This window comes from Lysobacter sp. TY2-98 (genome assembly GCF_003367355.1).
Taxonomy (GTDB): Bacteria; Pseudomonadota; Gammaproteobacteria; order Xanthomonadales; family Xanthomonadaceae; genus Cognatilysobacter.
Map to the genome: position 1 here is coordinate 1,521,098 of NZ_CP031413.1, position 26,097 is coordinate 1,547,194.

General features: G+C 68.5%; 26 protein-coding genes and 1 pseudogene. 12 read left to right on the forward strand and 15 right to left on the reverse strand.

Translation table 11 applies throughout. The annotated features are described in order from the left end of the window. The first annotated feature begins 12 nt into the window (after positions 1-12). Both DWG18_RS07205 and DWG18_RS07210 read left to right on the forward strand, forming a co-directional pair. Positions 13-1,794: a DUF4105 domain-containing protein gene (locus DWG18_RS07205; RefSeq protein ID WP_115646574.1), complete on the forward strand. Its 1,782-nt coding sequence runs from the start codon at positions 13-15 to the stop codon at positions 1,792-1,794. Between the two features lie 97 nt (positions 1,795-1,891). Beyond that, on the forward strand, positions 1,892-2,638 hold the full coding sequence (locus DWG18_RS07210) for a transporter (protein WP_115646575.1): 747 nt from the start codon (positions 1,892-1,894) through the stop codon (positions 2,636-2,638). Between the two features lie 39 nt (positions 2,639-2,677). On the opposite strand, the gene DWG18_RS07215 is transcribed toward DWG18_RS07210, so the two are convergent. Both DWG18_RS07215 and DWG18_RS07220 read right to left on the reverse strand, forming a co-directional pair. Beyond that, on the reverse strand, positions 2,678-3,121 hold the full coding sequence (locus DWG18_RS07215) for a cupin domain-containing protein (RefSeq protein WP_115648087.1): 444 nt from the start codon (positions 3,119-3,121) through the stop codon (positions 2,678-2,680). A gap of 83 nt (positions 3,122-3,204) precedes the next feature. Continuing rightward, positions 3,205-3,924, reverse strand: a complete 720-nt coding sequence (locus DWG18_RS07220; RefSeq protein WP_162823746.1) for an SOS response-associated peptidase — start codon at positions 3,922-3,924, stop codon at positions 3,205-3,207. Between the two features lie 148 nt (positions 3,925-4,072). Here DWG18_RS07220 and DWG18_RS07225 point away from each other — a divergent pair, with 148 nt between their 5' ends. After that, entirely contained in the window at positions 4,073-5,902 is a 1,830-nt protein-coding gene (locus DWG18_RS07225; RefSeq protein ID WP_162823747.1) for a diguanylate cyclase, read from the forward strand. Positions 5,903-5,905: 3 nt separating this feature from the next. Here DWG18_RS07225 and DWG18_RS07230 read toward each other — a convergent pair whose 3' ends face one another. From DWG18_RS07230 to upp, 7 genes and pseudogenes are all read right to left on the reverse strand, one after another. Further along, a complete protein-coding gene (locus DWG18_RS07230; protein ID WP_115646578.1) occupies positions 5,906-7,408 on the reverse strand; it encodes a M20/M25/M40 family metallo-hydrolase in 1,503 nt (500 codons plus the stop codon). A 200-nt stretch (positions 7,409-7,608) separates the two neighbouring features. Then, positions 7,609-7,875: a hypothetical protein gene (locus DWG18_RS07235; protein ID WP_115646579.1), complete on the reverse strand. Its 267-nt coding sequence runs from the start codon at positions 7,873-7,875 to the stop codon at positions 7,609-7,611. Between the two features lie 4 nt (positions 7,876-7,879). Further along, the gene (locus tag DWG18_RS15480; RefSeq protein WP_255417420.1) at positions 7,880-8,302 is read right to left on the reverse strand and encodes a response regulator; all 423 of its coding nucleotides are present in this window, start codon (positions 8,300-8,302) and stop codon (positions 7,880-7,882) included. Then, positions 8,303-9,439 (reverse strand): annotated as a pseudogene (locus tag DWG18_RS07240) (PAS domain S-box protein); the annotation flags it as partial. It lies immediately after the preceding gene. A 172-nt stretch (positions 9,440-9,611) separates the two neighbouring features. Continuing rightward, the gene (locus DWG18_RS07245; protein ID WP_162823748.1) at positions 9,612-9,983 is read right to left on the reverse strand and encodes a response regulator; all 372 of its coding nucleotides are present in this window, start codon (positions 9,981-9,983) and stop codon (positions 9,612-9,614) included. A 172-nt stretch (positions 9,984-10,155) separates the two neighbouring features. Beyond that, complete coding sequence (locus tag DWG18_RS07250) at positions 10,156-12,282, reverse strand: M13-type metalloendopeptidase (protein ID WP_240318616.1); 2,127 nt, start codon at positions 12,280-12,282, stop codon at positions 10,156-10,158. Between the two features lie 134 nt (positions 12,283-12,416). Then, positions 12,417-13,049 (reverse strand): uracil phosphoribosyltransferase, encoded by a 633-nt coding sequence (gene upp, locus DWG18_RS07255; RefSeq protein WP_115646583.1) that lies wholly within the window; start codon positions 13,047-13,049, stop codon positions 12,417-12,419. A gap of 37 nt (positions 13,050-13,086) precedes the next feature. Between upp and DWG18_RS07260 the strand changes: the two genes are divergently transcribed. After that, the gene (locus tag DWG18_RS07260; protein ID WP_115646584.1) at positions 13,087-13,833 is read left to right on the forward strand and encodes a phospholipase; all 747 of its coding nucleotides are present in this window, start codon (positions 13,087-13,089) and stop codon (positions 13,831-13,833) included. A 264-nt stretch (positions 13,834-14,097) separates the two neighbouring features. Beyond that, on the forward strand, positions 14,098-14,661 hold the full coding sequence (locus DWG18_RS07265) for a peroxiredoxin (RefSeq protein WP_115646585.1): 564 nt from the start codon (positions 14,098-14,100) through the stop codon (positions 14,659-14,661). A 3-nt stretch (positions 14,662-14,664) separates the two neighbouring features. On the opposite strand, the gene DWG18_RS07270 is transcribed toward DWG18_RS07265, so the two are convergent. Then, a complete protein-coding gene (locus DWG18_RS07270) occupies positions 14,665-15,249 on the reverse strand; it encodes a glutathione S-transferase family protein (RefSeq protein WP_115646586.1) in 585 nt (194 codons plus the stop codon). Positions 15,250-15,274: 25 nt separating this feature from the next. Further along, positions 15,275-15,919, reverse strand: a complete 645-nt coding sequence (locus DWG18_RS15400) for a hypothetical protein (protein WP_205289414.1) — start codon at positions 15,917-15,919, stop codon at positions 15,275-15,277. 365 nt (positions 15,920-16,284) lie between these two features. Here DWG18_RS15400 and DWG18_RS07280 point away from each other — a divergent pair, with 365 nt between their 5' ends. Then, positions 16,285-16,599: a KGG domain-containing protein gene (locus DWG18_RS07280; protein WP_205289415.1), complete on the forward strand. Its 315-nt coding sequence runs from the start codon at positions 16,285-16,287 to the stop codon at positions 16,597-16,599. Positions 16,600-16,687: 88 nt separating this feature from the next. On the opposite strand, the gene DWG18_RS07285 is transcribed toward DWG18_RS07280, so the two are convergent. Beyond that, entirely contained in the window at positions 16,688-17,113 is a 426-nt protein-coding gene (locus DWG18_RS07285; protein ID WP_115646588.1) for an organic hydroperoxide resistance protein, read from the reverse strand. A gap of 262 nt (positions 17,114-17,375) precedes the next feature. Between DWG18_RS07285 and DWG18_RS07290 the strand changes: the two genes are divergently transcribed. Both DWG18_RS07290 and DWG18_RS07295 read left to right on the forward strand, forming a co-directional pair. Beyond that, entirely contained in the window at positions 17,376-18,500 is a 1,125-nt protein-coding gene (locus DWG18_RS07290) for an alkene reductase (RefSeq protein ID WP_115646589.1), read from the forward strand. Positions 18,501-18,585: 85 nt separating this feature from the next. Next, positions 18,586-19,389, forward strand: a complete 804-nt coding sequence (locus tag DWG18_RS07295; RefSeq protein ID WP_115646590.1) for a class I SAM-dependent methyltransferase — start codon at positions 18,586-18,588, stop codon at positions 19,387-19,389. A gap of 9 nt (positions 19,390-19,398) precedes the next feature. Here the strand turns inward: DWG18_RS07295 and DWG18_RS07300 are convergent, their stop codons facing one another. Then, a complete protein-coding gene (locus DWG18_RS07300) occupies positions 19,399-19,902 on the reverse strand; it encodes a GFA family protein (protein ID WP_115646591.1) in 504 nt (167 codons plus the stop codon). Between the two features lie 170 nt (positions 19,903-20,072). On the opposite strand from DWG18_RS07300, the gene DWG18_RS07305 reads away from it, so the two are divergent. The 3 genes from DWG18_RS07305 to DWG18_RS07315 all read left to right on the forward strand — a co-directional run bounded on the left by DWG18_RS07305 (position 20,073) and on the right by DWG18_RS07315 (position 22,318). After that, on the forward strand, positions 20,073-20,417 hold the full coding sequence (locus tag DWG18_RS07305; protein WP_115646592.1) for a hypothetical protein: 345 nt from the start codon (positions 20,073-20,075) through the stop codon (positions 20,415-20,417). A gap of 175 nt (positions 20,418-20,592) precedes the next feature. Next, positions 20,593-21,117, forward strand: coding sequence for an RcnB family protein (locus DWG18_RS07310; protein WP_115646593.1), 525 nt, complete (start codon positions 20,593-20,595; stop codon positions 21,115-21,117). A 148-nt stretch (positions 21,118-21,265) separates the two neighbouring features. Further along, positions 21,266-22,318 carry an NAD(P)-dependent alcohol dehydrogenase gene (locus tag DWG18_RS07315; protein WP_115646594.1) on the forward strand — a complete coding sequence of 351 codons (1,053 nt, stop codon included), beginning with the start codon at positions 21,266-21,268 and terminating at the stop codon, positions 22,316-22,318. Between the two features lie 45 nt (positions 22,319-22,363). Here DWG18_RS07315 and DWG18_RS07320 read toward each other — a convergent pair whose 3' ends face one another. Beyond that, the gene (locus DWG18_RS07320) at positions 22,364-23,008 is read right to left on the reverse strand and encodes a hypothetical protein (protein WP_162823749.1); all 645 of its coding nucleotides are present in this window, start codon (positions 23,006-23,008) and stop codon (positions 22,364-22,366) included. A 48-nt stretch (positions 23,009-23,056) separates the two neighbouring features. After that, a complete protein-coding gene (locus DWG18_RS07325) occupies positions 23,057-23,575 on the reverse strand; it encodes a type 1 glutamine amidotransferase domain-containing protein (protein ID WP_115648088.1) in 519 nt (172 codons plus the stop codon). A gap of 184 nt (positions 23,576-23,759) precedes the next feature. Here DWG18_RS07325 and DWG18_RS07330 point away from each other — a divergent pair, with 184 nt between their 5' ends. Beyond that, positions 23,760-26,045 (forward strand): MASE4 domain-containing protein, encoded by a 2,286-nt coding sequence (locus DWG18_RS07330; protein ID WP_205289416.1) that lies wholly within the window; start codon positions 23,760-23,762, stop codon positions 26,043-26,045. Positions 26,046-26,097 lie beyond the last annotated feature (52 nt).

Below are 26,097 nucleotides of genomic sequence, written 5' to 3' on the forward strand. Positions count from 1 at the left end.
CGTTGCGCCGCAATGTCGATCGCGCGCCTGCTCGCGTTCATTGCCGCGTTCGCGCTGACGTCGCCCACGGGCGCCGTTACCGTGTCGACGGACACCGCCGGCCTCAGCGACACGCAACGCGCGATCAGTGACGCCGCGCTCGCACGCGCCGCGTCGATGCTTCCTACCGCATGGTCCGATGCACTGCGCGCACCACTGCGCGTGCGGTGGCGCGACGATCTGCCACCCGACGTCGAGGGACGCTACGTCCCCGGCACGCTGACGCTGCGACGCGGCCTGCTCGACACCTCGACGCCTCTTGCGCCATCGCGCGAACTGCTCGCCGCGACGCTGCACGAACTCGCGCACGCCTGGGACCGGTCGCCGCAGGGCGGGCTATCGCGGGATCCACGCCTGCTCGATCTCGCTGGCTGGTCGGTCGCACCGCTGGGCGGTCGCGTCGCGCGGAACGACTTCCGCGATCGTTCGCCGGATGCGTACGAACGCACGGATCCGCGCGAGTTCGTCGCGGTGAATCTCGAACATTTCCTGCTGGACGCGGACTACGCCTGTCGCCGGCCGGAGCTGGCGCAGTGGTTCGCGACACGCGCGGGCCGCGACCAACCCGCGCGTGAGTGCGGCGCGCCCGTATTCGCCCAGCCGCGCCCGGTGGGCGCCGCGGACGAATCCCCTCTGCTCGCGCTCGACCCTGCACGGGTTTACGCCGTCGACTACCTGCTTGCAGGGCCCGATACGCAGCCGATGAGCCGCTGGGGCCATTCGATGCTGCGTCTGGTCATCTGCGCGCCCGGTCATGCGTCTGGCCCCGAGTGCCGGCTCGACATCGCATGGCACGTCGTGCTGTCGTTCCGCGCCTTCGTCGACGACGTGCAACTCTCGAGCTGGCGCGGGCTGACCGGCGACTATCCATCACGCCTGTTCTTGCTGCCGATGCCGCAGGTGATCGATGAGTACACGAAAGTCGAACTGCGCGATCTGACGTCGCTCCCACTGAAGCTCTCGCGCGGAGAGATCGCATCGCTGGTCGAACGCGCCGCACAGGTGCACTGGAGCTATGACGGGCGCTATCGCTTCGTCAGTCGCAACTGCGCGGTGGATACGTGGACGCTGCTGCATGACGGCGTGCCGCGCCTGGCGTCCATCGACCTGCGCAGCTTCACGCCGACGGGCCTGCAGTCGAAACTGGTTCACGCGGGCATCGCCGACGCGCACGTGCTGGACGATGCCGACACCGCGCGCCGCGTCGGGTACCGCTTCGATTCGCAGGCGCAGCATTACGCGCAGCTGTTCGACGTCGCGAAGTCTTCGCTGCCACTCCCCGCTCGTGACTTCGCGGCTTGGCTCGATCTGCCCGCGTCGCAACGTACCTCGTGGATCGAACGCGGCGATCTCAAAGCCACCGCCGCCCTACTCGTCCTCGAAACGGCCGCGCTGCGTCGCGCCGAGTTGCGTGCGGCCGACGAGGTGAAGCATCGCCTGCTGCATGATCGCGATGCAGCCATCGACGGCCTACGCGCCGGCACGAACGCAGCGATCGCGACCGCGGCCCGTCTCGCGCGTCCCGCCGCATTCGCGCCCGACGGCTACGGTCTGCCGACGATGGACGAACGCGCCGGGATCACGGCGCGCCTCGCGGCTGAGGCGAGTCTCGCCAATCGTCAGGAAGATGCGCTGCGCGCCGCGGCCGACGCGCTGCTCGCGCCGCCGCAGCGCGACGATCTGCACGACGCCCGCGATAACGTCGAGCGGCTCGGCAAGCGACTGCGGATGCTCTCGACGGCCGCTGCGATCTGAGCGCGAAACGTTCCGCGCGACGCCGCCTATCGGCGTCGCGCCGCTAAAGCCGCGTCGCGCGCGGTCGTTGACGTGAGGGACATCACAGGACCCGCCCATGACCCGCTCGACCGCACGTCGCCTCCTGCTCGTCGCCGGCCTCGCCGCCGCGCTGCCCGCTTTCGCCGGGGATCCGATCTCGACGGATCGCCCGGACTTCGTCGAATCGAGCGCGACGGTCGGCCGTCATGTGCAGCTGGAGACCAGCGTGGCCGCGAGCGCCGACGAGGGCGCGCCGCTGGAGCGTTCGACGCCGACGCTGCTGCGCGTGGGACTGGGCGATGCCTGGGAGCTGCGGTTCGAGACCGAAGGCCGCATCAACGCGGCGGGTGAATCCGACTGGGCCGACATCGGCGTCGGCGTGAAGCATCACCTGCAGGATCGCGAGGGCATGCCGTCGATGGCGTGGATCGCGGGCGCGGAACTGCCGACGGGGGTCGGTGCGGACAGACGTGGCGTGCGGCCGTCGCTGGAGTTCGTCGCCGAGTGGGAACTCGCGCACGACATCGGCATCGGCGTGATGCCCGGCCTGTCCTATGAACGCGGCGATGGCGACAACGGCCTTGCCGGGTTGTTGGCGGTGGTGGTCGGCAAATCGTTCGCGGACGGCCGCGCGCGCGTGTTCGGCGAAGTCGCGGCGCAGCGCATCCCGATCCACGGCGACGATGGCCCGGAAACCACGTTCGATACCGGCGCGAGCTGGCGCTTCGGCGACAACACGCAGGTCGACATGGCGTACAGCTACGGCCTGAGCGACGCCGCCGCCGATCGCGCATGGACGGTCGGCATCTCGCAGCGCTGGTGACGGTGTAGCGCGCGACGCAGGCGATGCGTCGCGTCGACCTCAGTACGGCGTGCCGTCGCGGTGGATGTAGCGCTCGCCGGTCCAACGCATGTCGATGTCGGAGTAGTGGCAGAGCTTCGTCGTCGCTTGGCCAATGGCGACGAACACGCAGTCCGCATGGCTGTCGTTGCGGAGGCAGTGACCGTTGCCGTCGCCCTTCGGAAATGCGGCGACGTCACCCGCACGCAGCACCGTTTCCCCGTGGTCGTCGACGAGCACGGCCTCGCCCGAAATCATCACGACGAGTTCGTCCTCGTCCTCATGCCAATGGCGCTGCGACGACCACGCGCCTGGCTTCAGCGTGACGTGGCTGGCGCCGAAATCCTTCAGGCCCGTGGCGGGCGCAAGGCGGCGATACCAGCGGCCGGCGACGTCGCGGGCGAAGGGCTCGGGATAGCCCGTGGCATTGGTGGCGGGAAGACGGTCCAGGTCGATGCGCGGCACGGCGGGCTCCTTGGTTCGCGTCACTGCATTGAAGCCGGTCGCGGTGCGCGCGGCGCGCCCGCTGTCGGAACCCGGCGTTCCGCTCAATCGATGTCTTCGTCGTCGAGCCACGACTCGTCATCGGGCAGCGGCGTCCCGTCGTCCGTCGCCGCGGCCGGCTCGAGCAGCGTGTAGTCGTCGACCTCGCGATCCCGGATCGCGCGCGACACGGCGTAGGCTTCGAGCGCCGGCTGGCGCATGCCGGACAGGAAGCGCTGTGCGAACCACGGGCCGGCGATCCAGTCGTCGACCTTGCCCGCGGGCAGGAACACCGGCCCGTCGGGCACCAGCGGCGGCGGGATCGCCGAATTGGGCATGGTCAGCACCGTGAACGTAAGCATTTCCGGCGCATCGGCAGGCCACCGGTCCCACAGGCCGGCGGCGAACAGCACCTCGCCCGCGCGCGACTGGATGAAGTACGGGCGCGCCGGCTTCACCGTGCGGTCCCACTTGTAATAGCCGGTCATCGGGATGACGCAGCGTCGCTTTTCCCACGCGCTGCGGTAGATGCGGCTGGACGACGCGCGATCCAGGCGCGCGGTCACCGTCGTGTACTTGGTGTCCGGCGTCTTCGACCAGCTCGGCACCAGGCCCCACAGCGCATCGCCGACATCGGTCCCGGAACCGACGTCGAGGATGATCGCCGCCGGCTTGCGCACGGCGATGTTGTAGCGCTCGGGCGACGCGGCGAGCGCAGCGGCGACGCCGCCCGGCAGGCCCGCGGGCAGCGCCTCGGGCAGGAAGGCCTGGGCGAATCGACGCATGGACGTCCATTGGGGGCGACGCCCTGCTGATGCCATGCAGCGCGTCGACACCACGTGCGCAGCCCACGCTTCACGACCCTTCAGTTCTTCACGCAGCGGCCGATAGCGGTGTCGACCCGGAATGGCCGCCGGGAAGGGATCCGCCTGCGTGACCTCGACACGACGCTCCGTCTTCGCGCTGCTGCTCGCCCTGCTCCCGCTGCTGGCCATGGGCGCGCCGCATGCGCCGCGCCCGCGCATCGTCGACATCGACCCGAACACGCTCACGCTGGAGCCGATCTCGAGCGTCGTGGTGGACGTCGACAACGACACCGTGCCCGACCGCAAGGGCGAGCGCGTGCGTGTGCGTGGCACCGTGCTCATCGCCACCGGCGTGCTGCGCCAGCGCGGCCTGCAGGTGTACGTGCAGGACGACACCGGCGGCCTTGGCCTGTTCAACTCGCGCGACTTCAACGTGACGCTTGCGCCGGGCGACGTCGTCGAAGCCTGGGGCGAGGTCAACCAGTTCAAGGGCGCGATGCAGCTGCAGGACGCGCAGGTGCGCCGGATCGGTCACGCCGCGCTGCCGAAGCCGCTCGCGCTGACGGTCGAGGAAGCGGATGGCTGGGCGCACGTCGGCCGTCGCGTCCGCATCGAAGGCTTCGCGGGCGCGGTGTCGCTGGACAAGTACGCGATGCTGCGCATCAGCGACGAGGACGGCGTGCCGATGCAGCTGTATATCCCGGCGCCGGTCGTCGATCGTTTCGACTGGAAGCGGTACCCGCGCGGCACGCGCATCACCGCGACCGGCGTGCTGTCGATCTACAAAGCCACCTGGCCGTTCGATGGCGGCTTCCAGGTCGTGGTCGCCGATCCCGACGACATCGCGATCCTCGAACCGCCGCCGCCGGAATGGCATCGCTGGCTGGGCTGGGCGCTGGCCGGTGCGCTGGGCGTGGTCGCGCTCGCCGGTCTGATGCTCCACGTGATGCATCGCCGCCAGCGTGCGCGTGATCGCGAACTCTCGACACTGTCCGCGCTGTCCGCAGCACTGGCCGACACCGACGTCGGCGAAGCGCAGCTCGCGCGCAATGCGTGCGAGATCCTCACCGCGTATGACATCGTCGACGGCGCCAGCGTGCACGTGTTCGACGACGCGCAACGCCTGCACCGCATCGCCGACGCCGCGGCCGACGCCCGCCTGCGTGAGGTCGCCCCCGATCACGACGCCTCCGATGAAGGCGCGGACGGCCTGCGTTCGCGACTGGCCGCGCGCGGCGTGCACGTGCTTGCGCTGTCGCCGCTGCCCGGTGCGAACGCGCCGCTGGGCATGCTCGCCGCGCTGTCCCCCCGCGCGCGCAAGCCGTCGCAGCGCCAGGAACGCACGCTGCTGTCGGCCGCGAAATTGCTGGCGATGGCGGTCGAGAACCATCGCATCCGCGAACGCGCCAAGGAAGAAGCTCGCGAGCTGCAGAAGCTCGTCATCACCGACGAACTCACGCGCCTCTACAACCGCCGCTTCCTCGATGAGTACCTGCGCGTGCAGATGCCGCTGGCCGAGCGTCGCGGCGGTGGCCTCGCGTTCGTCGCGCTCGACATCGACCACTTCAAGCGCGTCAACGACACCTACGGCCACGAGGCGGGCGACAAGGTGCTCGCGGGCATCGCGGGCCAGCTGCGTCAGGCCAGCCGCAGTTCGGACCTTCCCGTGCGCCTGGGCGGCGAAGAGTTCCTGGTCGTCATCGCCGAACACGACATCGACGGCGCGATGGTGTTCGCCGAACGCCTGCGCGCAGCGATCGCGGAGCAGGCGTTCGACGGCATCGTCGCCGGTGAATCGCTGCGCGTGACGGTGTCGATCGGCGTCGCCGTCTACGGCCTGCACGGCTGCGATGCCGCCACGCTGATGCGCGCGAGCGACGAAGCGATGTACGCCTCGAAGCGTGCGGGGCGCGACCGCGTCAGCCTGTCGACCGCACTGGCCGCGATCGCGCCCTGATCGTCACTTGCCGAGTTCGTACAGGTAGTCGACGAACGACATCACCGCGCCGTCGTAGCCCTGCACCTTCGGGTTACTCGACTCGATCACGTAGAACTCGTCCGGCGCGTGCGCGCCACCGCCGGTGCCGAGGCCGAAGTGGCCGGAGGCGAGGCTCAGCGGCGGGTCGGTGAACACGAAGCCCGGGTACGAGCCCGCACCGCGCGGCCACAGCAGCGGCTCGATGCCGAGCGAACGCAGCGTCGCCACCTGTGCGCGGATCAGCGGCGAATTCGGATCGGTGCTGGTCGGGTTGTAGCCGCCACTGACGTTGACCTCGATGTCGCCGAAGCCGTGCTTCGCGAGGTGCGACTTCAGCGCCGCGACCGCCGCGTCCTTCGTCATGCCAGGCACGAGCCGCATGTCGATCTTCGCCACCGCCCGATGCGGCAGCACCGTCTTGCCGCCCTGCCCCGTGTAACCGCCGACCAGCCCTTCGATGTTGATCGTCGGTTGCGAGATCAGGCGTTCCTGCGCGGCCTGCCACGGCAAGTCACCGATCCAGTGCTGCACGCCGAGCTGCTTCTTCGCCAGCGCTTCGCCATCCGGCGACGCCTTCACTGCCGCGTCGATCATGGCGCGGTGTTCGGGGCTGATCGGCGGCGCCTTCGGATAGCCGTCGACCGTGATCGTATTGCCGTCGTCGGACACGAGCGTGTCGAGCGCCTTGATCAGGTGCCACGACGGGCTGTCGACCATCGCCTTCAGCGACGAATGCACGTCCTTCGACGGCCCACGCCCCCACTTCTCGCCGCTGCTCACCAGTTCGAGTTCGACCACGCCCTTCGCGCCGAGCGTGACGGTGACGGTGCCGTCGGCTTCCTGCTCGGCGGACGGCATGAACACACCCATCGTGTTCTTCATGGCCGCCGCGATGTCCGGACGACGCACGATCTGCGCGATGTGCGGCGAGCCGATTTCCTCCTCGCCTTCCGCGACCAGCACGAGGTTCACCGGCATCTTCTTGTTCGCGCCGCGGATCGCGTGCAGGGCGGCGAGGAACGCGGACTCCGGACCCTTCTGGTTCACCGCGCCGCGGCCGACGATCGCCTTGCCGTAGTCGGGCTTGTCGACGATGCGACCTTCCAGCGGCGGCGACGACCATTCCGCCGGGTCGAACTGCTTCACGTCGTACATGAAGTACAGGCCGACGGTCTTTTTCGCACCGGCATCGAGCGTGGCGAAGACGCCGGGCTTGCCGTCGGTCTTCACGATCTCGACCTTCTGGAAGCCCGCGTCGCGCGCGAGCTTCGCCATGTACTCCGCGCCTTCCTCGGAGTTGCGGTTCTCCGCCGCGATCGACGGCAGCGCGATCCAGTCCTGCAGGCGCTTCACCGCTTCGTCGTGGCGGCGCGTGATTTCGCTGCGGATGTCGCCGCGGTCATCCGCCGCGGCGGTGCCGGCGAGCGCGCCAAGCGCGAGGCCAAGTGCAAGTACGAGGGCACGGGGGACACGACGGTGATGCATGGGCAGCTCCGGATCGAGGGATGTGCCGATCCTAGAGGTCCGCGTCGCGCTGCCCGAGATCGGTCCGACGTGCGGGCGAAATCCCGTCGTCAGCTCAAAGCACGAACGGTGCAACGCGCCCGGTCGTGTCGCACTGCGTCATCGCTGTGCGCGCAATGGCGCCGATGCGGCAATCGACGGGTGCCGATGTCCGGCGCAGGTCAAGCCGCGGCAGTGACCGCACGTGGCGCGGCGGCGGCGGCATCGCGCGCAACGTCGCCCGCCGTCCACTTGGTCTTCTCCATGACGCCCCACATCAGCAGAGCGAACAGCACGAGGCCGCCGACCGCGACCGCCCACCAGATCCACGTACCGGGCCCGCGTCGCGTCTCGTATCGGCGACGTTGACGATCGCGCTCGCGCGACGCGTCGCTGCGCATCGCCTCGCCGTAGCGTGCGGCGGGATCGGTGTCGTGCGGCTGCGTCACGCGATCAGGAAGCGGTGGCCGCCTGCGAACGCCCGAGCAGCGTGGCGATGCGCTTGCCGAGATCCTCGACGCGATACGGCTTGGGGATGAAATCGCATCCCTCGGGCAGCTCCGGCAATTGCCCACGCGCGTAACCCGAGGCGAGCAGCACGCGCAGCTCGGGACGGATGCGGCGCGCTTCGCGGAACAGGTCGACGCCGCTCATGCCCTTGGGCATCACCACGTCGGTAAACAGCACTTCGATTTCCGGGTCGCGGGTGAGGATTTCCAGCGCCGCGGAGCCCTCGTCCGCAGTGAGCACCGAGTAGCCGAGAAAGCGCAGCGACTCGATCGCCATGGCCTGCACGTCGGGATCGTCCTCCACGAGCAGCACCTTCGTCGGCGCACCGCTGTCGCCGTCACCCAGGCGCGTGTCGCCGTCGCGCACCGGCAGGTAGAAGCTGATGGTCGTGCCCTTGCCGACCTCGCTCTCGATCGCGACGTCACCGCCCGACTGCACCGCGAAGCCGTAGACCTGGCTCAGGCCGAGGCCGCTGCCCTTGCCCACTTCCTTGGTGGTGAAGAACGGTTCCATCGCGTGTTCGATGACGTCCGGGGTCATCCCGGTGCCCGTGTCCTCGACCGTCACCACGACGTAGCGCCCGTGACGACGCCGGCCTTCGCGCTCCGCCTGCATGTGCTCGCGCGTGCGGATGGTGATGCGACCGCCATCGCGCATGGCATCGCGGGCATTGACGACCAGGTTGAGCAGCGCGGCCTCGAACTCCGGCGCGTCGATGCTGACGTCACTGAGCCCGCGGCCCAGCGAGAACTCCATCTCCACGGATTCGCCCGCGCCGCGACGCAGTACGGCTTCCGCGGCATAGATCAACGCGTTCAGATCGTGCGTTTCCGGGCGCAGCGTCTGCCGGCGCGAGTACGCGAGCAGCTGCCGCGTGAGCAGCGAGCCGCGCTCGGCGGCGCGTTGCGCGCCCGCGAGCAGTCGGCGCACCCGCTGCGGATCGCTGCTGTCGACCGCGATGAGGTCGAGGCTGTTGGTGATGACCGTGAGCAGGTTGTTGAAGTCGTGCGCGACGCCGTAGGTCAGCTGACCGATCGCTTCCATGCGGTGCGCCTGCAGCATCGCCTGCTGCGCGACTTCGAGCGCGCGCTGCTGCTCGCGGCGCTCGGTGATATCGCGGGTGATCTTGGCGAAACCGATGTGGTGGCCGTCGTCGTCGTAGACCGGGTCGATGATGACGTTCGCCCAGAAGCGCGTTCCGTCCTTGCGCAGACGCCAGCCTTCCTTCTCGTAACGCCCCTGCGTGCGCGCGGTTTCGAGCGCGCGCGCCGGCTCGCCGGTGCCACGGTCTTCATCGGTATAGAAGCGCGAGAAGTGCTCGCCGATGATCTCGTCGGCGCTGTAGCCCTTGATGCGTTGCCCACCAGCGTTCCAGCTTGCGATGCGCCCGTTCGTGTCGAGCATGTAGATCGCGTAGTCGGTGACGCCCTGCACGAGCAGGCGGAATTGCCGCTCGCTCTCGCCCAACCCGATCTGTTCGCGACGGGTCGGCAAGTGGTGCACGCTCGCATCGGCCGTGCTTTCGGACATCGGTTCGCCCCTGGGAACTTTGCTTCGATTGGCCCGCGGATTCTGGTGACGAATCCGTGAACGGGCCGCGACGGCGCGAGTATCGCCGATCCGGCGTGACCACCGACTCAGCGGCGACGCCGGCGATGGGGCGCCTAGGTGCGTGTCAGTGCGGACGCTCGATGTGCGCCCGTGCCGCGCCGACCACCTCGCGAAGCTGCTCGGGCTTCTTGAGCACGGTGCATCCGTAGCGCTCGGTCAGGCGTTCGACCGAAGCCAGGTCACCGAGCGAGCTGAAGACGATCACGTCGGGACGCTCGGGCATCTGCTCGACCGCAGCCAGCACCTGCCAGCCATCGACGTCCGGCATCATCAGGTCACATACGATCAGGCGCGGCTGCAGGCCGCCCTGCAGCAGCTGCAGCGCCACCTGCCCGGTTTCGGCCTGGTAGACGACATGCCCCTCCAGTTCGAGCAGGTCGGCCAGCATTTCGCGCACGCGCGCGTTGTCGTCGACGACGAGGATCCGCGTTTCCATCGGGGTCCGGGGTGGAAGGAGACGCGCACTGTCTAACCGGCCGGACATTCAACCCGTGTGAGGCGCACCGCCGGAATGCGCGCGCCGCATCACGATTCCGCGCTTCACGCTCGCCCAAACGACGACCGGCGCCCAAGGGCGCCGGCCGAAGTGCAACCCCCGACGAGAAGGGTTACCAGATGCGCACGCGGTCTTCCGGGGCGATGTACAGCGCGTCGCCCTTCTTGATGCCGAAGGCGTCGTACCAGGCGTCGACGTTGCGCAGCGGCGCGAACGCGCGAATCTGGCCCGGCGAATGCGGGTCGCCCACGAGCTGCTGGCGCAGCGCGTCGTCGCGCATCAGCGTGCGCCAGACCTGGCCCCAGCCGAGGAAGACGCGCTGGTCACCGGTGAAGCCGTCGATCACCGGCGCCGGCTTGCCGCCCAGCGAACGGTGGTAGGCCTCGAGGCCCAGCGTGATACCGCCGAGGTCGCCGATGTTCTCGCCCATCGACGCCTTGCCGTTGATGTGCACGCCGGGCAGCGCGGCGAAGTCGTAGGACTCGTACTGCGCGCCGAGCTTGTCGGCCTGCGCCTCGAACTTGGTGGCGTCGTCCTTCGTCCACCAGTCGCGCAGCACGCCCTTGCCGTCGGACTTGCGGCCTTGGTCATCGAAGCCGTGGGTAATCTCGTGGCCGATCACGCCGCCGATCGCGCCGTAGTTCACCGCCGGATCGGCGTCCGGATCGAAGAACGGCGGCTGCAGGATCGCGGCCGGGAACACGATCTCGTTCTTCACCGACGAGTAGTAGGCGTTGACCGTCTGCGGGGTCATGCCCCACTCCAGCTTGTCGGTGACCTGGCCGAGGCGCGAGACGTCGTAGGCCCACTCGAACTGCGACGAACGCTCGGCGTTGCCGTACACGTCACCCGCGACGACCTTCAGCCCGCTGTAGTCGCGCCACTTTTCCGGGTAACCGATCTTCAGGCCGAAGCTGTTGAGCTTGGTGAGCGCTTCGGCACGCGTGGCATCGCTCATCCACATGAGCTGGCCGAGGCGCGCACGCATCGCTTCCTTGATGTTCGCGACCAGCGAATCCATTTTGGCCTTCGATTCGGCCGGGAAGTACTGCTGCACGTAGTCGCGACCGATCGCTTCGCCCATCGCGCCGTCGGCGAACGCCACCGCACGCTTCCAGCGCTCACGCTGCTGCGGCTGGCCGGACATGAACTTCGAACGGAACTCGAAGTTCGCGTCGGCGAAGTTCTTCGACAGCACCGGCGACGCCTGGTCGATCACCTGGAAGGCTTCCCACGCCTTCATGGTGTCGAGGTCGGCCTCGTTGAAGATCTGCGCGAGCTTGGGCAGCGCGGTGTCCTGGCGAACGACGGCGCGTGCCGCCTTGTCGACGCCCGCCGCCTTCAGGAACGGACCCCACGCGAAGCCCGGCGCCTTCGCATCGAGCTCGGCGACCTGCACCGGGTTGTAGGTCTTGTCGCGGTCGCGGCTCTGCGCGCGCGTCCAGTGGACGTTCGCGATCTTCGTTTCCAGCGCGACGATCGCCGCGGCATGCTCGGCCGGCTTGTCCCAACCGCCCAGCTGCAGCATCTGCTCGACGTACTTCTGGTAGCGCTCACGCTGCGGCGCGAACTTCGGGTCGAGATAGAGCTCGCGATCGCCGAGGCCGAGGCCCGACTGGCTCATGTACAGCGCGTAATGCTCCGGATCGCGCGCGTCGTCGCCGATCGACAGGCCGATGAAGCTGCGGCCGTAGCCGCCCATCGAGCGACCCATCACCTCGGCCATCTGCGTCTTGTTCTTGACCGCGCGGATCGCGTCCAGCGACGGCTTCAGCGGCTTGGCGCCAAGCTTCTCGATCGTCGCCTCGTCCATGAAACCGCGGTACAGCGCGCCGACCTTCGAGGCGTCGTCACCCTTGGACGGATCGGCCGGATAGCTTTCGACCAGCTTGTGCACGCGCGCTTCGGACAGATCGCGCAGCACCGCGAAACCGCCGTAGCTCGAGCGGTCGGCCGGAATCTGCGTGGTCTTGGCCCAGTTGCCGTTGACGTAGCCGAAGAAGTCGGCGCCCGGCTTGATCGAGCGGTCCATGCCGGCCGTGTCGATGCCCCAGGTGCCGAGCTTGGGCGCGACCGTCGCGTCGGCCGATGCGGATGCGGTGGCCGACATGTCGACGTTCTCCGGAAGCAGCGCCTGGAGGCTGCAGGCCGCGTCGAGGCAGTGCGCGTCCTGCGCGTTGAGCGTGGGGGCGATCGCGAGCGCGAGGGCCGCGGCGAGCGGGAGCAGCGTGGTCTTCAAGCGGAGTCTCCGGGGAGCACCGGGACGTCCGGTGCACTTCATCTCCCGAGCATACGGCGGCAATGCCCCGCGGCTTCTAGGCCGAAAGTCCCGGACGGCGGCGTAGGGTCGTGACCGGGCTCACGCGCGGCGCATCACGCTGGACGTGTTCCGAAAATGCGATCGCCGGCGTCGCCGAGGCCCGGGAGAATGTAGGCGTGCTCGTTGAGGCGCTCGTCGATCGCGGCCGTGTAGACCTCGATGTCCGGATGCTTGGCCTCGACCGCGCTCAGGCCTTCCGGCGCGGCGACCAGGCACAGCGCCTTGATGCGCGGTGCGCCAGCAGCCTTGAGCAGGTCGATCGTTGCGATCATCGAACCGCCGGTGGCGAGCATGGGGTCCAGAATGATCGCGGTGCGCTCGTCCAGGCCGTCGCACAGCTTCTCGTAGTAGCAGACCGGCGCGTGCGTCTCCTCGTCACGCTGCAGGCCCACGACGCTGACGGTCGCCGTCGGCACCAGTTCCAGCACGCCATCGAGCATGCCGAGCCCGGCACGGAGGATGGGCACCAGCGTGACGTTGCGACCCCTGATGCGCTGCACCTGCACGGGGCCGGCCCAGCCGTCCTCCGTGACTGTTTCGGTCGGCAAGTCGGCGGTTGCTTCGTAGGTCAGCAGCGTGGCCACTTCCGACGCGAGGTCGCGGAATTCCTTGGTGCTCAGGTCCGTGCGTCGCATCAGGCCGAGCTTGTGCTGCACGAGCGGATGGCGGACTTCGATGACCTTCATGGCGGTTCCGTGGCCGGGCGACGCGACAGTGTGACCGATGCGCGAACGCCCGCGCGACCGCGGCGTTCACCGCACCTGCGGCAGGCTGGCCGCGATGCCGAACTCCGCACGCACTCCCGGCGACCTGATCGACGCTGCCGACTACGCGTTCTCGCATGCAGTGCTGGAGCCGCAACCCAAGGCACCCGGCGCCTTGCTCGTGCTGCTGCACGGCGTGGACGGCGACGAGCAGCAGCTCGTCGCGCTGGGCCAACGCATGTCGCGCGACGTGCAGGTCGTACTGCCCCGCGGGCCGCGCAGCATCAGCGGCGATCGAATCGGCTGGTACCGCGTCGGCCTCAGCGACGATGGCCTGCAGGTCGTGGAAGAGGAAGAACTCGACGCGCGTACGAAACTCGTCGACTTCATCGATCAACTGCAGTCGCGTTACGGCGTGACGCCGCGGCGCACGTGGATCGGCGGTTTCAGCCAGGGCGGCATCCTCGCTGCAAGCACTGCACTGTTCGCGCCCGATCGCATCGCCGGCTTCTTCATGATGGCCGGACATCTGCTGGCGGACGCGATGCCTTCCGATGCGGATGCGATGCGCGCACTCGACGCGCTGATCGTGCACGGTCGTGATGACGACACGCTGTCGGTGGACGATGCGCGCGACGCGCGTTCGCGTCTCGACGCGATGGGTGTCTCGACAACACTCGCAGTCTTCGATGCCGGACACACACTCGAACCGTCCATGATCGACGCGGCAGTCACCTGGCTCGAGGCGCAATTGCGCAGGCAATAAAAAGCCCCGGACCCGAGAGAAGTCCGGGGCTCAAGCCCTCATTGGAGAGACGCGACCTCGACCCAGTCGGTACGCGCTGCGGCCCATCCCGGGACGCACGATGAATACATCAGCGGCATCGTTTCGCCTTCGTGATGCCCGCGTATCGAATGCGTGGCGGTGCATGAAAGCCGATGAACGGACGTTACCGACAGGCGAGCGGCGGCGCGATGTCGCGCGCCCACGGCTGGCGTATAACGGTCGCCTCCGACATCGGGACACGCCATGAACGCCCTGCACCGCGCCACCCTCGCTGCCGTCGCCACCCTCATGTTCGCCGCGCCTGCCCTGGCCGCCCTCAAGGCCGGCGACAAGGCGCCCGACTTCAAGGCGCAGGCCTACCTGGCCGGGAAGCCCTTCACGTTCGAACTCGCGACGGCGCTGAAGAAGGGACCGGTCGTCGTCTACTTCTTCCCGGCCGCGCACACGCCGGGCTGCAACCTCGAAGCGCACCTGTTCTCCGAAGCCAGCGACAAGTTCAAAGCCGAAGGCGCGACGGTGATCGGCCTCAGTGCCGGCAACACCGAGCAGCTGTCGGACTTCTCGAAGGAGACCGAACACTGCGGCGGCAAGTTCGCGGTGGGGGCCGACCCGGGCGCGAAGATCGCGAAGACCTACGACGCGGTGCTGGAGAAGAAGCCGGAGTGGTCTAACCGCACGTCGTATGTGGTCGCGCCGAACGGGACGATCGCCGCGGTGTATTCGGATCTCAATCCGAACCAGCACGTGCAGGCCATGCTCGACGGCGTCAAGGCGGCGAAGGCCGGCAAGTCGGGCGCGACGAAGTAACGATTACGCCGGTCGCGACGCGCTCACCCACGCCAATGTGGTGAGCGCGTCGGCACGCGCGGCCAGTCGCGGACGATCGAGTGCCGCCAGGCCGTACAGCGCGAGGTGATCCCACAGCGCGACGAGGTGCAGGCCGAGATAGTTCGGTTCTTCCCCAAAAAGCGCGGCGCGCTGCTCCAGCCAGTCGAGCCCCGCGTCGATCGCGGATCGCATCTTGTCGAAGCGCGGATGCGCGATGTCGAGACCGGTGCGTGCGGCGAGCACCAGTTCGACTTCCGCCGCCATCATTCCATTCATCACCGCACGCGCATTGAGCACGTCCGGATCCTGCGTCAGCACGCCGAAACGGTCGGACGGGTCACGCGTGCGCACCAGCCACGCCGCGATGTGATCGGAGTCGAGCACGACGCGGTCGCCGTCGATCAGCGTCGGCACCTTCATCAGCGGATTCGGACCGAACAACGCCGGATCGGCGTCGGCGACGTTGCCGGCGTCCACGAGTTCGAGGGCGATGCCGAGGCCGTCCGCGAGCAGGCGGACCTTGCGGGAGAAGTGCGAGCGCGGAGTCATGACGAGGCGCGGCGTCATGCGATGCGCCTCGTTAGGACGGATGTCAGCCGACGACGGCGAGGTCCGACCACAGCCCCTGCAGATAGCGCGGCGGCACGCGGTAGAACACGCCCGGCTCGACGCTCATGCGCAGGCGCACGCTCCACTGCGCGGGGTCGATGCTCGCCAGCCCCACCCAAGTGAGTTCGGGCTCCTGCACCAGCCCACCCGCGTGCAGGCGCAGCAGGTAGTCGCCGTGTCCGGTGGCGTAGACATCGGCGAGCACCGGTGTGGAACGACGGCGCGTCGGCGCCGGTGCGACCCGCTCGATGACCGGCATCGGCTGCAGGAAGCGCAGCGCTTCTTCCGCACTAGCCGGCTTGGCCAGGCGCGGGCGGTCGCGGAACTCGCTCGGCAGCGTCCACGTTTCGTATGCCGTCCAGAACACGAACGGGATGCGACGCGCCTCGAGCGCGGCCGCGACCGGGAATACCGTCTCGCCACCGAGGTTGATGTCGAGGATGGCGCCGTCGATCTCGTTCTGATCATCAACCAGCGCGATCGCGCGGGCGACGCTACCGACCGGACCCAGCACGCTGGCGCCCAGCGCCTCGAGGTCGCGACGCATTTCGTCGGCGACGAAATACTCGTCCTCGACGACCAGCAGTCGTCCGGGGGCGCGGGAGCGTTGGAGAGTCGCGAGCGTCATTGTTCCAATCTAACCATACGGCACCGCGCTGTCGACCAGCAGCGTCCCATTTCCGTGCCGAACGTACGTCCACATCCATGACCCGTTCAAGTTGGAGCGGTGCAGCCCGATCGGCACGCGCTCCGACATGGCGAACCACGGCGCGTCCGGTCCTTCATACGCGCAATACGCCGTACACCCGCGTTTCGCCTCGTCCTAATGCGGCTGACGGGATTATTCACAGTGTTCCCCGGGCTGCGCCGCACAGATACGTGGTGGAAGGCGGACCCGAGCGGGGTCATCGCGCATCCCGGGGAACATCCCCAACCGACCGACACGTCGCGCCTGCGGGCTCGGCGGCGATCACCCTCAGCCCGGAGACTGCAATGACCTTAGATATCAACCCCGATCGACCGCGCGGTGGCTTCGGACGCATGAGTCCGGAGCGTCAGCGCGAAATCGCGTCGATGGGCGGACGCGCCGCGCATCGCAGCGGCAATGCCCACGAGTTCGACTCCAACGAAGCCCGCAATGCCGGACGCAAAGGCGGCGAAGCCGTCAGCCGCAACCGCGACCACATGGCCAGCATCGGTCGCAAAGGCGGCGAAGTCGTCAGCGGCGATCGCGATCACATGGCTGCGATCGGCCGTCGCGGCGGCGAAGCCAGTCGTCGCGTCGTGCGCGCTGCCGAACTGAACTGAAGCGAAGGCCGGCGCTCGACGCCACCGAACGGCAGATCGGCGTCGCGCACCGGCCCGAGGAGTGACCCATCGCGCCTCGTCGCGGAGTTCAGACGACCTGCAGGTCGACGTCGATGTTGTTGCGCGTGGCGTTGGAGTACGGGCACACCGCGTGCGCCTTCTGCACCAGCTCCTCGACCTGCTCACGCGGCAGCCCCGGCACGTGGACGCGCAGCGTCGCATTGATGCCGAAGCCGCCCGGAATCGGACCGATGCCGACGCTGCCATCGACGCGCGCATCGGCCGGCAGCGCGACTTTCTCCTGGCCCGCCACGAACTTCAGCGCCCCCAGGAAACAGGCGGAATAACCCGCCGCGAACAGCTGCTCCGGATTGGTGCCCGCACCCCCCGCGCCGCCGAGTTCGCGCGGCGTCGCCAGGCTCACGTCGAGCGCGTTGTCGGAGGAAACGGCGCGGCCGTCTCGACCGCCGGTGGCGCTGGCGTGCGCGGTGTACAGAACCTTGTCGAGCGACATATCGATATCCGTGCGTGTCGACGCAACGCGCGCCGATTCGGCTGCGAAGCCTGAGGCCGCGTACGCACGCTGTCACGGCATTTATTCGGATCACTGCGATAGAACGCGTCTATGCGCATCGTTTAGACCGCACCGCGGCAAGGCTTTCCGCATGCCACGCGGCATCCGCACCACGGATGCAACAAAGCGTGCCTGCGACGACGGCTGTCGCGCCGCCCCGGCACCCCCAGAGTTCGCTCCCCGACATCTCGCAGGCCCCCGCATGTCCTCCTCCGCTGCTTCCCCTGCCCCCGTCGCGACGCAGGCGCCGTCGCTGTTCGATCCCGTGCGCATCGGCGCGATCGACATGGCCAACCGCATCGTGATGGCGCCGCTGACGCGCAGCCGCGCGGAAGCGGGCCTGGTGCCCTCGCCGCTTGCGGTCGACTACTACGGTCAGCGCGCGAGCGCCGGCCTGATCATCACCGAGGCGACGCAGGTGAGCTGGCTCGCGCAGGGTTACATCAGCACGCCGGGCCTCTTCACCACTGAGCAGATCGAAGGCTGGAAGAAGGTGACGGACGAAGTGCATCGCCGCGGCGGCCGCATCGTCGTGCAGCTGTGGCACGTCGGCCGCATCTCCCATACCAGCCTGCTGCCACCGGGCGAAGTGCCGGTGGCGCCGAGCGCGATCCGCGCCGACACCAAGACGTTCACGCCGGAAGGTTTCGTCGACGTGTCCGAGCCGCGCGCACTCGGCATCGAGGAGATCCCGGGCATCGTCGAGGATTTCCGCAAAGCCGCTCGCAATGCCATCGACGCCGGCTTCGACGGCGTGGAAGTGCACGCGGCGAACGGTTACCTGATCGACCAGTTCCTACGCGACAAGACCAACCATCGCAGCGACGCGTACGGCGGCAGCATCGAGAATCGCACGCGCTTCCTGCACGAGGTGGTGCAGGCCGTCGTGCAGGAGATCGGCGCCGATCGCACCGGCGTGCGCATCGCGCCGGTCACGCCGTCGAACGACATCGCCGACTCCAATCCGCAGCCGCTGTTCGAGCGCGCGGTGGAGCGACTGGATGCGTTGAACATCGCCTACGTACACGTCGTCGAGGGCGCGACCGGGGGGCCGCGCGATGTGCAGCCGTTCGACTACGAGGCCCTGCGCTCCCGCTTCCGCGGCGCATGGATCGTCAACAACGGCTACGACCTCGAGATGGCACAGGCCGCGGTACGCGAAGGTCGCGCCGATGCGGTCGCGTTCGGACGTCTCTTCATCTCCAACCCCGATCTCGTGCGTCGCCTGCGCGAAGGCGCGCCGCTCGTGGAGCCCGATCGCGACACGTTCTACAGCGGCGGCGCGAAGGGTTACGTCGACTATCCGGCGCTCGCCGATACCGACTGACCGTCGATCGGAACGCCCGCATACCGCCGCGCTCCATCCGGGTGCGCGGCGTATCGTCGCGTCGACCCGGGCACGGAGCGACGCGATGAGGGGACAGGACGCGAACTTCGCGACCGGCATCGCCGACGTCTACGCGCGCCTGCTCGTGCCGATGCTGTTCGAGCCCTACGCGGCGGACCTGGCGACACGCATCGCCGCATTCAAGCCGCACGACGTGCTCGAAACGGCGGCGGGCACCGGTGCACTCACGCGCGAAATCGCGTCGCACCTGCCGGACGCGCACCTCGTCGCCACCGACCTCAACGCGCCGATGCTGGAAATGGCGCGGGCATATCTCCCTCCGAGCGTGAAGCGGCGTGTCGCGGATGCACAGTCCCTGCCCTTCGACGACGCGAGCTTCGACGTCGTCGCCTGCCAGTTCGGCGCGATGTTCTTTCCCGATCACGTGCTGGCCTATTCGGAGGCGCGGCGCGTGCTGCGTCCCAGCGGCAGGTTCGTGTTCAACGTCTGGGATTCACTGGCGGCCAATCCCGTCACCGCGGCGATCTCGGACGTCCTGATGCAGCGCTTTCCCGACGACCCGCCAGACTTCATGGCCCGTGTTCCCCACGGCTACCACGACGCGGATCGCGTCCGGCATGACCTCGCCGACGCCGGGTTCCATGACGTGCGCATCATGCATGTCGATGCGATCGCACCGATGGCGAGCGCGCACGATGCGGCGATCGCGTTCTGCAGCGGCACGCCCATGCGCCACGAAATCGACGAGCGCGATCCCGGCGGCATCGACGATGCGATCGTCGCGGTGACGTCGGCGCTTGAAGCGCGCTTCGGGCAAGGTCGCATCGATGCACCGATGCGCGCGCTGGTGATCGAAGCACGCGTCTGACGGGCTCGCTCAGTCGTTCTTTGCATCGCCGTGGTAGAGGCCGTGGCGACGGTGCCAGTCCTCCAGCGATTCCTCCGGGTATTCGTCGAAGTGCACGTCGTACTTGCCCGACGGCACATGCACCCAGTTCGCCTTCGAGCCCAGCATCATGTGTACGCGTTCCGGCGGAATGGGCAGCGGCGTGTCGATCGCCGATGCGTGCGGATGCACCAGGTCCGGCCACTCCGGATCGAACAACCACAGTGCACTGCCGCAGCCGGTGCAGAAGTGGCGCTGGCCGCTGCTGATACGGCAGTCGCCGTTCTTCCCATGGATGCGGGCGCGATAGACACCGAGGTGTTCGCGCCCTTCCACCTCGAGCGTGTCCGACCGCGCGCCGAGGTTGATCGCGCCGCCACTGCCGCCCGCAGTCTTGCGGCAGATCGAGCAGTAGCAGATCTGGTAGGGCACGGGCGACGGCGCGTCGCACGCGAACCGCACCTGGCCGCAATGGCAGGAACCTTCGATGCGCATGCCCGTCTCCCGATCGAAAGCCGCATGCTGCAGACGCGGCGTTCAACGGTGCGTGGACGATCGCCGCCACGGCGATCGTGTCGCCTTCGCCTGCTGCTAATGCCGCCGGCGCTAGCGTGGCGTCGGCGCCGGGATTCGCCCGACGGCCTGACGCATCCCGGAGGCTCCCCGTGCATCCGAACCGCCTGCTCCTGCCCGTACTGGTCGCCGCACTCACTGCGTGCGCGACCGCCCAGACCACGTCCGACCTGACGCCCACGTCCAACCCGATGACCGGCGCGAACGCGCGACCGAATCCCAGCCCGCTCGCCGTCGGCGCGTACAGCGCCATCGGTACGTCGGACGATGTGCGCGGGCGATCCGGTGCCGGCGGATCGTCGGTGCTCACCGGACGTGCCAACCTCGCCGGCGACGATGCTGGCACCCCGGCGAAGTCCGATACGTCGACGAGCGCGACGTCCGATGAAGACGATTCCACGTCGAACGGATCGAAGAAGAAGCCGACACCGCCGTAACCGTCGGCGCTCCGGTCGATCACCGAACGCGATGCACGGGCGTGGCATTCGTAAGCGCGCGTCATCGTCGGCGCCCACCGCCGCCTGAACCGGCTTTGCCGCACCCCGTCCTGTTCAGTCTCGATACGGTCGCTTGCGACAAAGCTGGATTCGCGACCCCGCACCGAGAGACACGATGAACACGATCAACGCTTTGGCCGCTTCGCTCGTTTTCGCGACCGCTTCCGCTTTCGCCCTTCCCGCTGCCGCCCGCGACGACCACCGCGACAACGACCGCCACGAATGGTCGCGTGATCGTGACGAACGCGGTGATCGCGACCGTCGCGACCACGACCGCGACGACGACCGTGACCACGACCGCCGCGACGATGATCGTCGCTACGGCGATGCCCGTCGCGACGACCGCTATGCGCCGCGCTATGTCGCACCGCGTTACATGCCGCCCCGCTACACCGCGCCACGCGCCTATCGCCCGGGTTATGTCTATGTCGCACCACGCGGTTACGCGGTGCAGCGCTGGCGCGTCGGCACGCGCATGCCGCCGCCGTTCTACGTGAGCCAGTACTACGTCGATCCGTACGCGTATCAGCTGCGCATCCCGCCGCGCGGCTATCACTGGGTGCGCGTCGACCGCGATGCGTACCTGGTGTCGATGGGCTCGGGCCTCGTGGCCGACGTGCTCTACGGCCTGTTCCGCTGATCCACCGCTCGATCCGAAGGGCCGGCCTGCCGGCCCTTCGTCGTCTCCGGCATCGGCATGGAATGCAGCGGCGCGGTGGCGTCGCCGCGGTGTAACGCCGGCCGGCGTAGGCTCGCGGCCTTCGCCCATCCTCGCCAGGAGCGTGTCCATGTCCGTGAAAGCCTTCGGCGCCCATGCCGCCGACCAGCCGCTCGTCGCCCTCGACATCCAGCGCCGCACGCCCGGGCCGCGTGATGTGCAGATCGAGATCGCCTACTGCGGCGTCTGCCATTCCGACCTGCACACGGTGAAGTCCGAATGGGCGGGCACGCGGTATCCGTGCGTGCCGGGGCACGAGATCGTCGGCACGGTCACGGCCGTGGGCAGCGACGTCAACGGCTTCGCGGTCGGCGACACCGTCGGCGTCGGCTGCATGGTCGACAGCTGCCGCCACTGCGCGGCGTGCGCGGAAGGCCTGGAGCAGTACTGCGAGAACGGCTTCGTCGGCACCTACAACGGACGCACCAACGATCCGCCGGGCCACACGCTGGGCGGCTATTCGCAGCGCATCATCGTCGACCAGCATTTCGTCCTGCGCATCAACCACCCGAAGGAGCAGCTCGCCGCCGTGGCGCCACTGCTGTGTGCGGGCATCACCACCTACTCGCCGCTCCGCCACTGGAACGTGGGCCCGGGCAAGAAGGTCGGCATCGTCGGCATCGGCGGGCTCGGGCACATGGGCATCAAGATCGCGCATGCGATGGGCGCGCACGTCGTCGCGTTCACCACGTCGGAAAGCAAGCGCAAGGACGCCCATGCGCTCGGTGCGGACGACGTCGTCGTCTCGCGCGATGCCGGCGCGATGGCCGCGCACGCCGGCAGCTTCGACTTCATCCTCGACACCGTGGCCGCCAGCCACAACCTCGATGCGTTCACCAGCCTGCTCAAGCGCGACGGCACGTTGTGTCTGGTCGGCGTGCCGGAAGATCCGCATCCCAGCCCGAACATCGGTGTGCTGATCTTCGGCCGACGCTCGCTCGCGGGCTCGCTCATCGGCGGCATTCCGGAGACGCAGGAGATGCTCGACTTCTGCGCGAAGCACGGCATCGTCGCGGACATCGAAATGATCCGCGCGCAGGAAATCAACGAGGCTTACGACCGCATGCTGCGCAGCGACGTGAAGTACCGCTTCGTCATCGACATCGCGTCGCTGGCGGCCTGAGGTGACGCGGTCGGCGGCTTCCACGTCCGCCGACCGCCCACGGCGTCACGCGCTCTCGGTCGGCCGCCGGCGATCGTGCCGCGCGCGACCCGACAGTTCGCGACGCAGCTCGTCGAGCCCCAGCGCGCCGCCCGACAGCTTGATCAACGCATAGCCTTCGAACGCCGAATCCATGACGTCGCTGCCGAGCGCGGCGACGGTGTCGTCGAGGCGCGCGGCCAGCTGCTGCACGCGCTCCAGCACAGGGCGTAGCCTTTCGACTGCACGCAGATCGGCCTGCGCGGCGGCGACGTCGAAGCCGGTCGGCACGATTTTGGGGTTGTGCTCCAGCACGCGCAGTGTCTGCCGCGCGAACGCCTCGGACTTGGCTTCCATCGGGGTGAGCAGCCGTCGCTCGGCGGGATCGAGCGTGACCAGCGCCGGCAACGCGGCTTCGAGCCGATCGAGCGCGGACCGCACGCTGTGCAGGTGATCGTCGCTCAGTTCCATCGCGATCGGGTTATGCGACACGTCCATCTCCTTATGCGTCCCTGTGTCCCTGCGCGGATCCGGCCCGCGCCGCCGAGCACCGTCGATCCGGACGGCGCTCCCGGAGTGTGGCAGAGACGGATGCGTGCGAGCCGTCCGGTTACCGGTCGATCGACGATTTTCCGGTCCATGGCGAGCGTCCCGCACGATGCGGGTGCGCATGTTTTCCGATGACAGCGCCCGACAGGCGCGCCGCCGCGGGTGCAGCCGCTAGTGCAGCCGCGCTTCGATCGCCTTTACGAACGCCGGGATGTCGTCAGGCTTGCGGCTGGTGATGAGCTGGCCGTCGACCACGACCTCGGCGTCCTTCCAGTGCGCGCCCGCGTTCACGAGGTCGGTGCGTACGGACGGCCACGAGGTCACGTCGCGATCCTTCGCGATGCCGGTTTCGACCAGCAGCCACGGCGCATGGCAGATCGCCGCGAGCGGCTTGCCGGCGCGGTCGAACGCGCGCACGAAGTCGAGCGCGGCGGCGTCCTGGCGCAGGACGTCGGGATTCATCTGCCCGCCGGGCAGCACCAGCGCGTCGTAGTCGTCCGGCGACGCCTTCGACAGTTCGACGTCGACCGGCACGGATTCGCCCCAGTCCGTGTGGCGCCACCCGCGGATCTCGCCGGCCTTCGGCGAAATCACGTCGACGTCGTGTCCGGCCGCCTTCAACCGCGCACGCGGCTCCATCAGCTCGGACTGCTCGAAACCATCGGTGGCGAGAATGGCGATGCGGGACATGTCGAGCTCCGTGTTGGGACAGCCCACCCTAGGCCGCACGGAATGAAGTACCGATCAGCAAGCGGCACTGGCTCGCGGCCATGCGCGCGCCATCCGTGACCCGTATCCAGCGACGTCGCGCGGCGGCTGCGCTAACGTCGCCCGGCGGCGACCGTCCGATCGCCGCTGCAGGACATCGATGCCGTTGCAGACTCCCCGCTCCATCCACGACGAACCCGGCGCGTTTCCGCTGCTCGGCACCCTGCGCGCCACGCGCAACGATATCCGGCGCGCGAGCCTGCTCGTCGGCGTCCTGGTCGTCGCCTTCTTCGCGACCGCGCCGTTCGCCGAGCGCCAGTGGCCGGTCGTTCCCGCGTTCATTCCCGTGTACGACGTCGCCATCGCGTTCCTGTCGCTGTTCACGGCGGTGCTGCTGCACGCGCACTATCGCGGCGAGCGGTCCGCCGCGTACCTCTGGCTGAGCTGCGGTTACGGGTTCTCGGCAATGGCGGCGCTCGTGCACGGGCTGAGCGTGGCCGACGCGTTCTCCCCCGGACGACTGTTCGGCGGACCACAGACCAGCGCCTGGCTCTGGATGAGCTGGCACGGCCTGTTCCCCCTGTTCGTGCTCGGCTTCTTCTGGGCGGTCACGCGACGGGGAATCCGATCGGCATGGCCCGCGGTGACCGCGACGCGCGCGTACGTCGCAGTGGCCGCGCTTGTGGTGGCGCTGGTCGTGACGTCGACGTACGCCGAGGACTCGCTGCCCGAACTCGTGAACGGCATGCACTTCGGGACCATGCGGCTACGAGTCTTGATCGTGGCGTGGTTCCTGCACGTGGTCGCGATCGCCTGCATGATCCGGCGTGCACGGGAACGGCGACTGATCGACCTCTGGATCACCGTCGCGCTCGTCGCCGATGCGATCGACCTCGCGCTGGGTGGCCTGCTCGTTACCGGGCGCTATCAGCTCGGCTTCTACGTCGGCCGCATGTACGGCCTGGTCACCGCGATGTCGGTGCTCGCCCTCCTGTTGCTGCAGATGTTCGAGCTGCAGCGTCGTTTCGTGCAGGCCCGCCTCGACCTGCGCATGCACGAGCGTCGCTATACCGACCTGTTCGGCAGCATGTCCGAGGCGTTCTACGTCGTGGAAGCGGTGCGCGACGGCGACCAAGTGACGGACCTGCGCGTGGTCGATCGCAATCCCGCCGCCGCGGCCGTCGTTCCCGCGGAGGCGATCGGCCAAAGCCTGCGCGACGTCGATCCCGAGTTCGACCCGCGCTGGCTCGACGTGGTGTCACGCGTGCTCGCGACCGGCGAGCCCGAAGACTTCGAGTGGACGCACGACGACCGCATCTTTGCGTATCGCGTGTTCCGCGCCGAGCACCTGCACGACCAGGTCGGCATCCTGTTCGACGACGTCACCGATGCGCGCCTGGCGGAAGCCGCGCTCGCCGACAGCGAGGCGCGCCAGCGCATCCTCGTGCAGGGCGTGCCGCAGCTGCTGTGGCGCACCGACGACCAGGGCCGCAGCACCTGGGTGAGCCCGCAGTGGTACACGTACACGGGCCAGAGCGTCGACACCGTCGTGGGTACGGGCGCGATGGAGGCGGTGCATCCCGATGACCGCGAGCGCACGCGCACGCTGTGGACGGCCGCGCAGCAGACCGGTCGCCTCGACGTCGAACATCGCCTGCGCGCGAGCGACGGCAGTTATCGCTGGCACCGCAGCCGGTCCGAACCGCATTACGACGCGGAGGGCCGCATCGAATCGTGGCTCGGCTCCAGTACCGACATCCATGATCTCAAGTCTTTGCAGGATCGCCAGTCGGTGCTCGTCGCCGAACTCCAGCACCGCACACGCAACATCCTTGCGGTGGTGCGTGCATTGGCCGACCGCACCGTACGCGACAGCCGTGACATGGACGAGTTCAAGCCGATCTTCCGCGACCGGGTCGACGCACTGGCGCGCGCACAATCGCTGCTGTCGCGGCTGGACAGCGCCGATCGCGTCACCTTCGAGGAGCTGCTGCAGACCGAGGTGTGTGCAATCTCGGGCGTGCGCGCCGCGCAGGACGACGGCCGCATCGTGCTCGAGGGCACGCGCGGCGTGCGGCTGCGCTCGAGTACGGTGCAAACGCTCGCGCTGGCACTGCACGAACTCACGGTCAACGCGCTGAAGTACGGCGCGCTATCCGCTGCGAACGGACACCTCGAGGTGCGCTGGTTCGTGGAACATGACGCCGACCGCACGCCGCAGCTGCACGTGGTGTGGAAAGAGAGCGGGCTGCGCGTCGACCCCGCCGCGCCCGTTCAGGGCGGCGGCTACGGGCGCGAACTCATCGAGCGCGCGCTTCCGTACCAGCTCGGTGCGAAAACTTCCTACGCGATCGAGCCCGACGGCGTGCGCTGCGAAATCGTCATGCCGGTGTCGGTGCAGACCGCAACGGGCGAGGCGATGGCGCCCGCCCGCGCGGCGGCGGCCCGCTGACACAGCGACCGCGCGCAGGCCGTGCCCGAAGGGGAAATAGGCGGTTCACCAA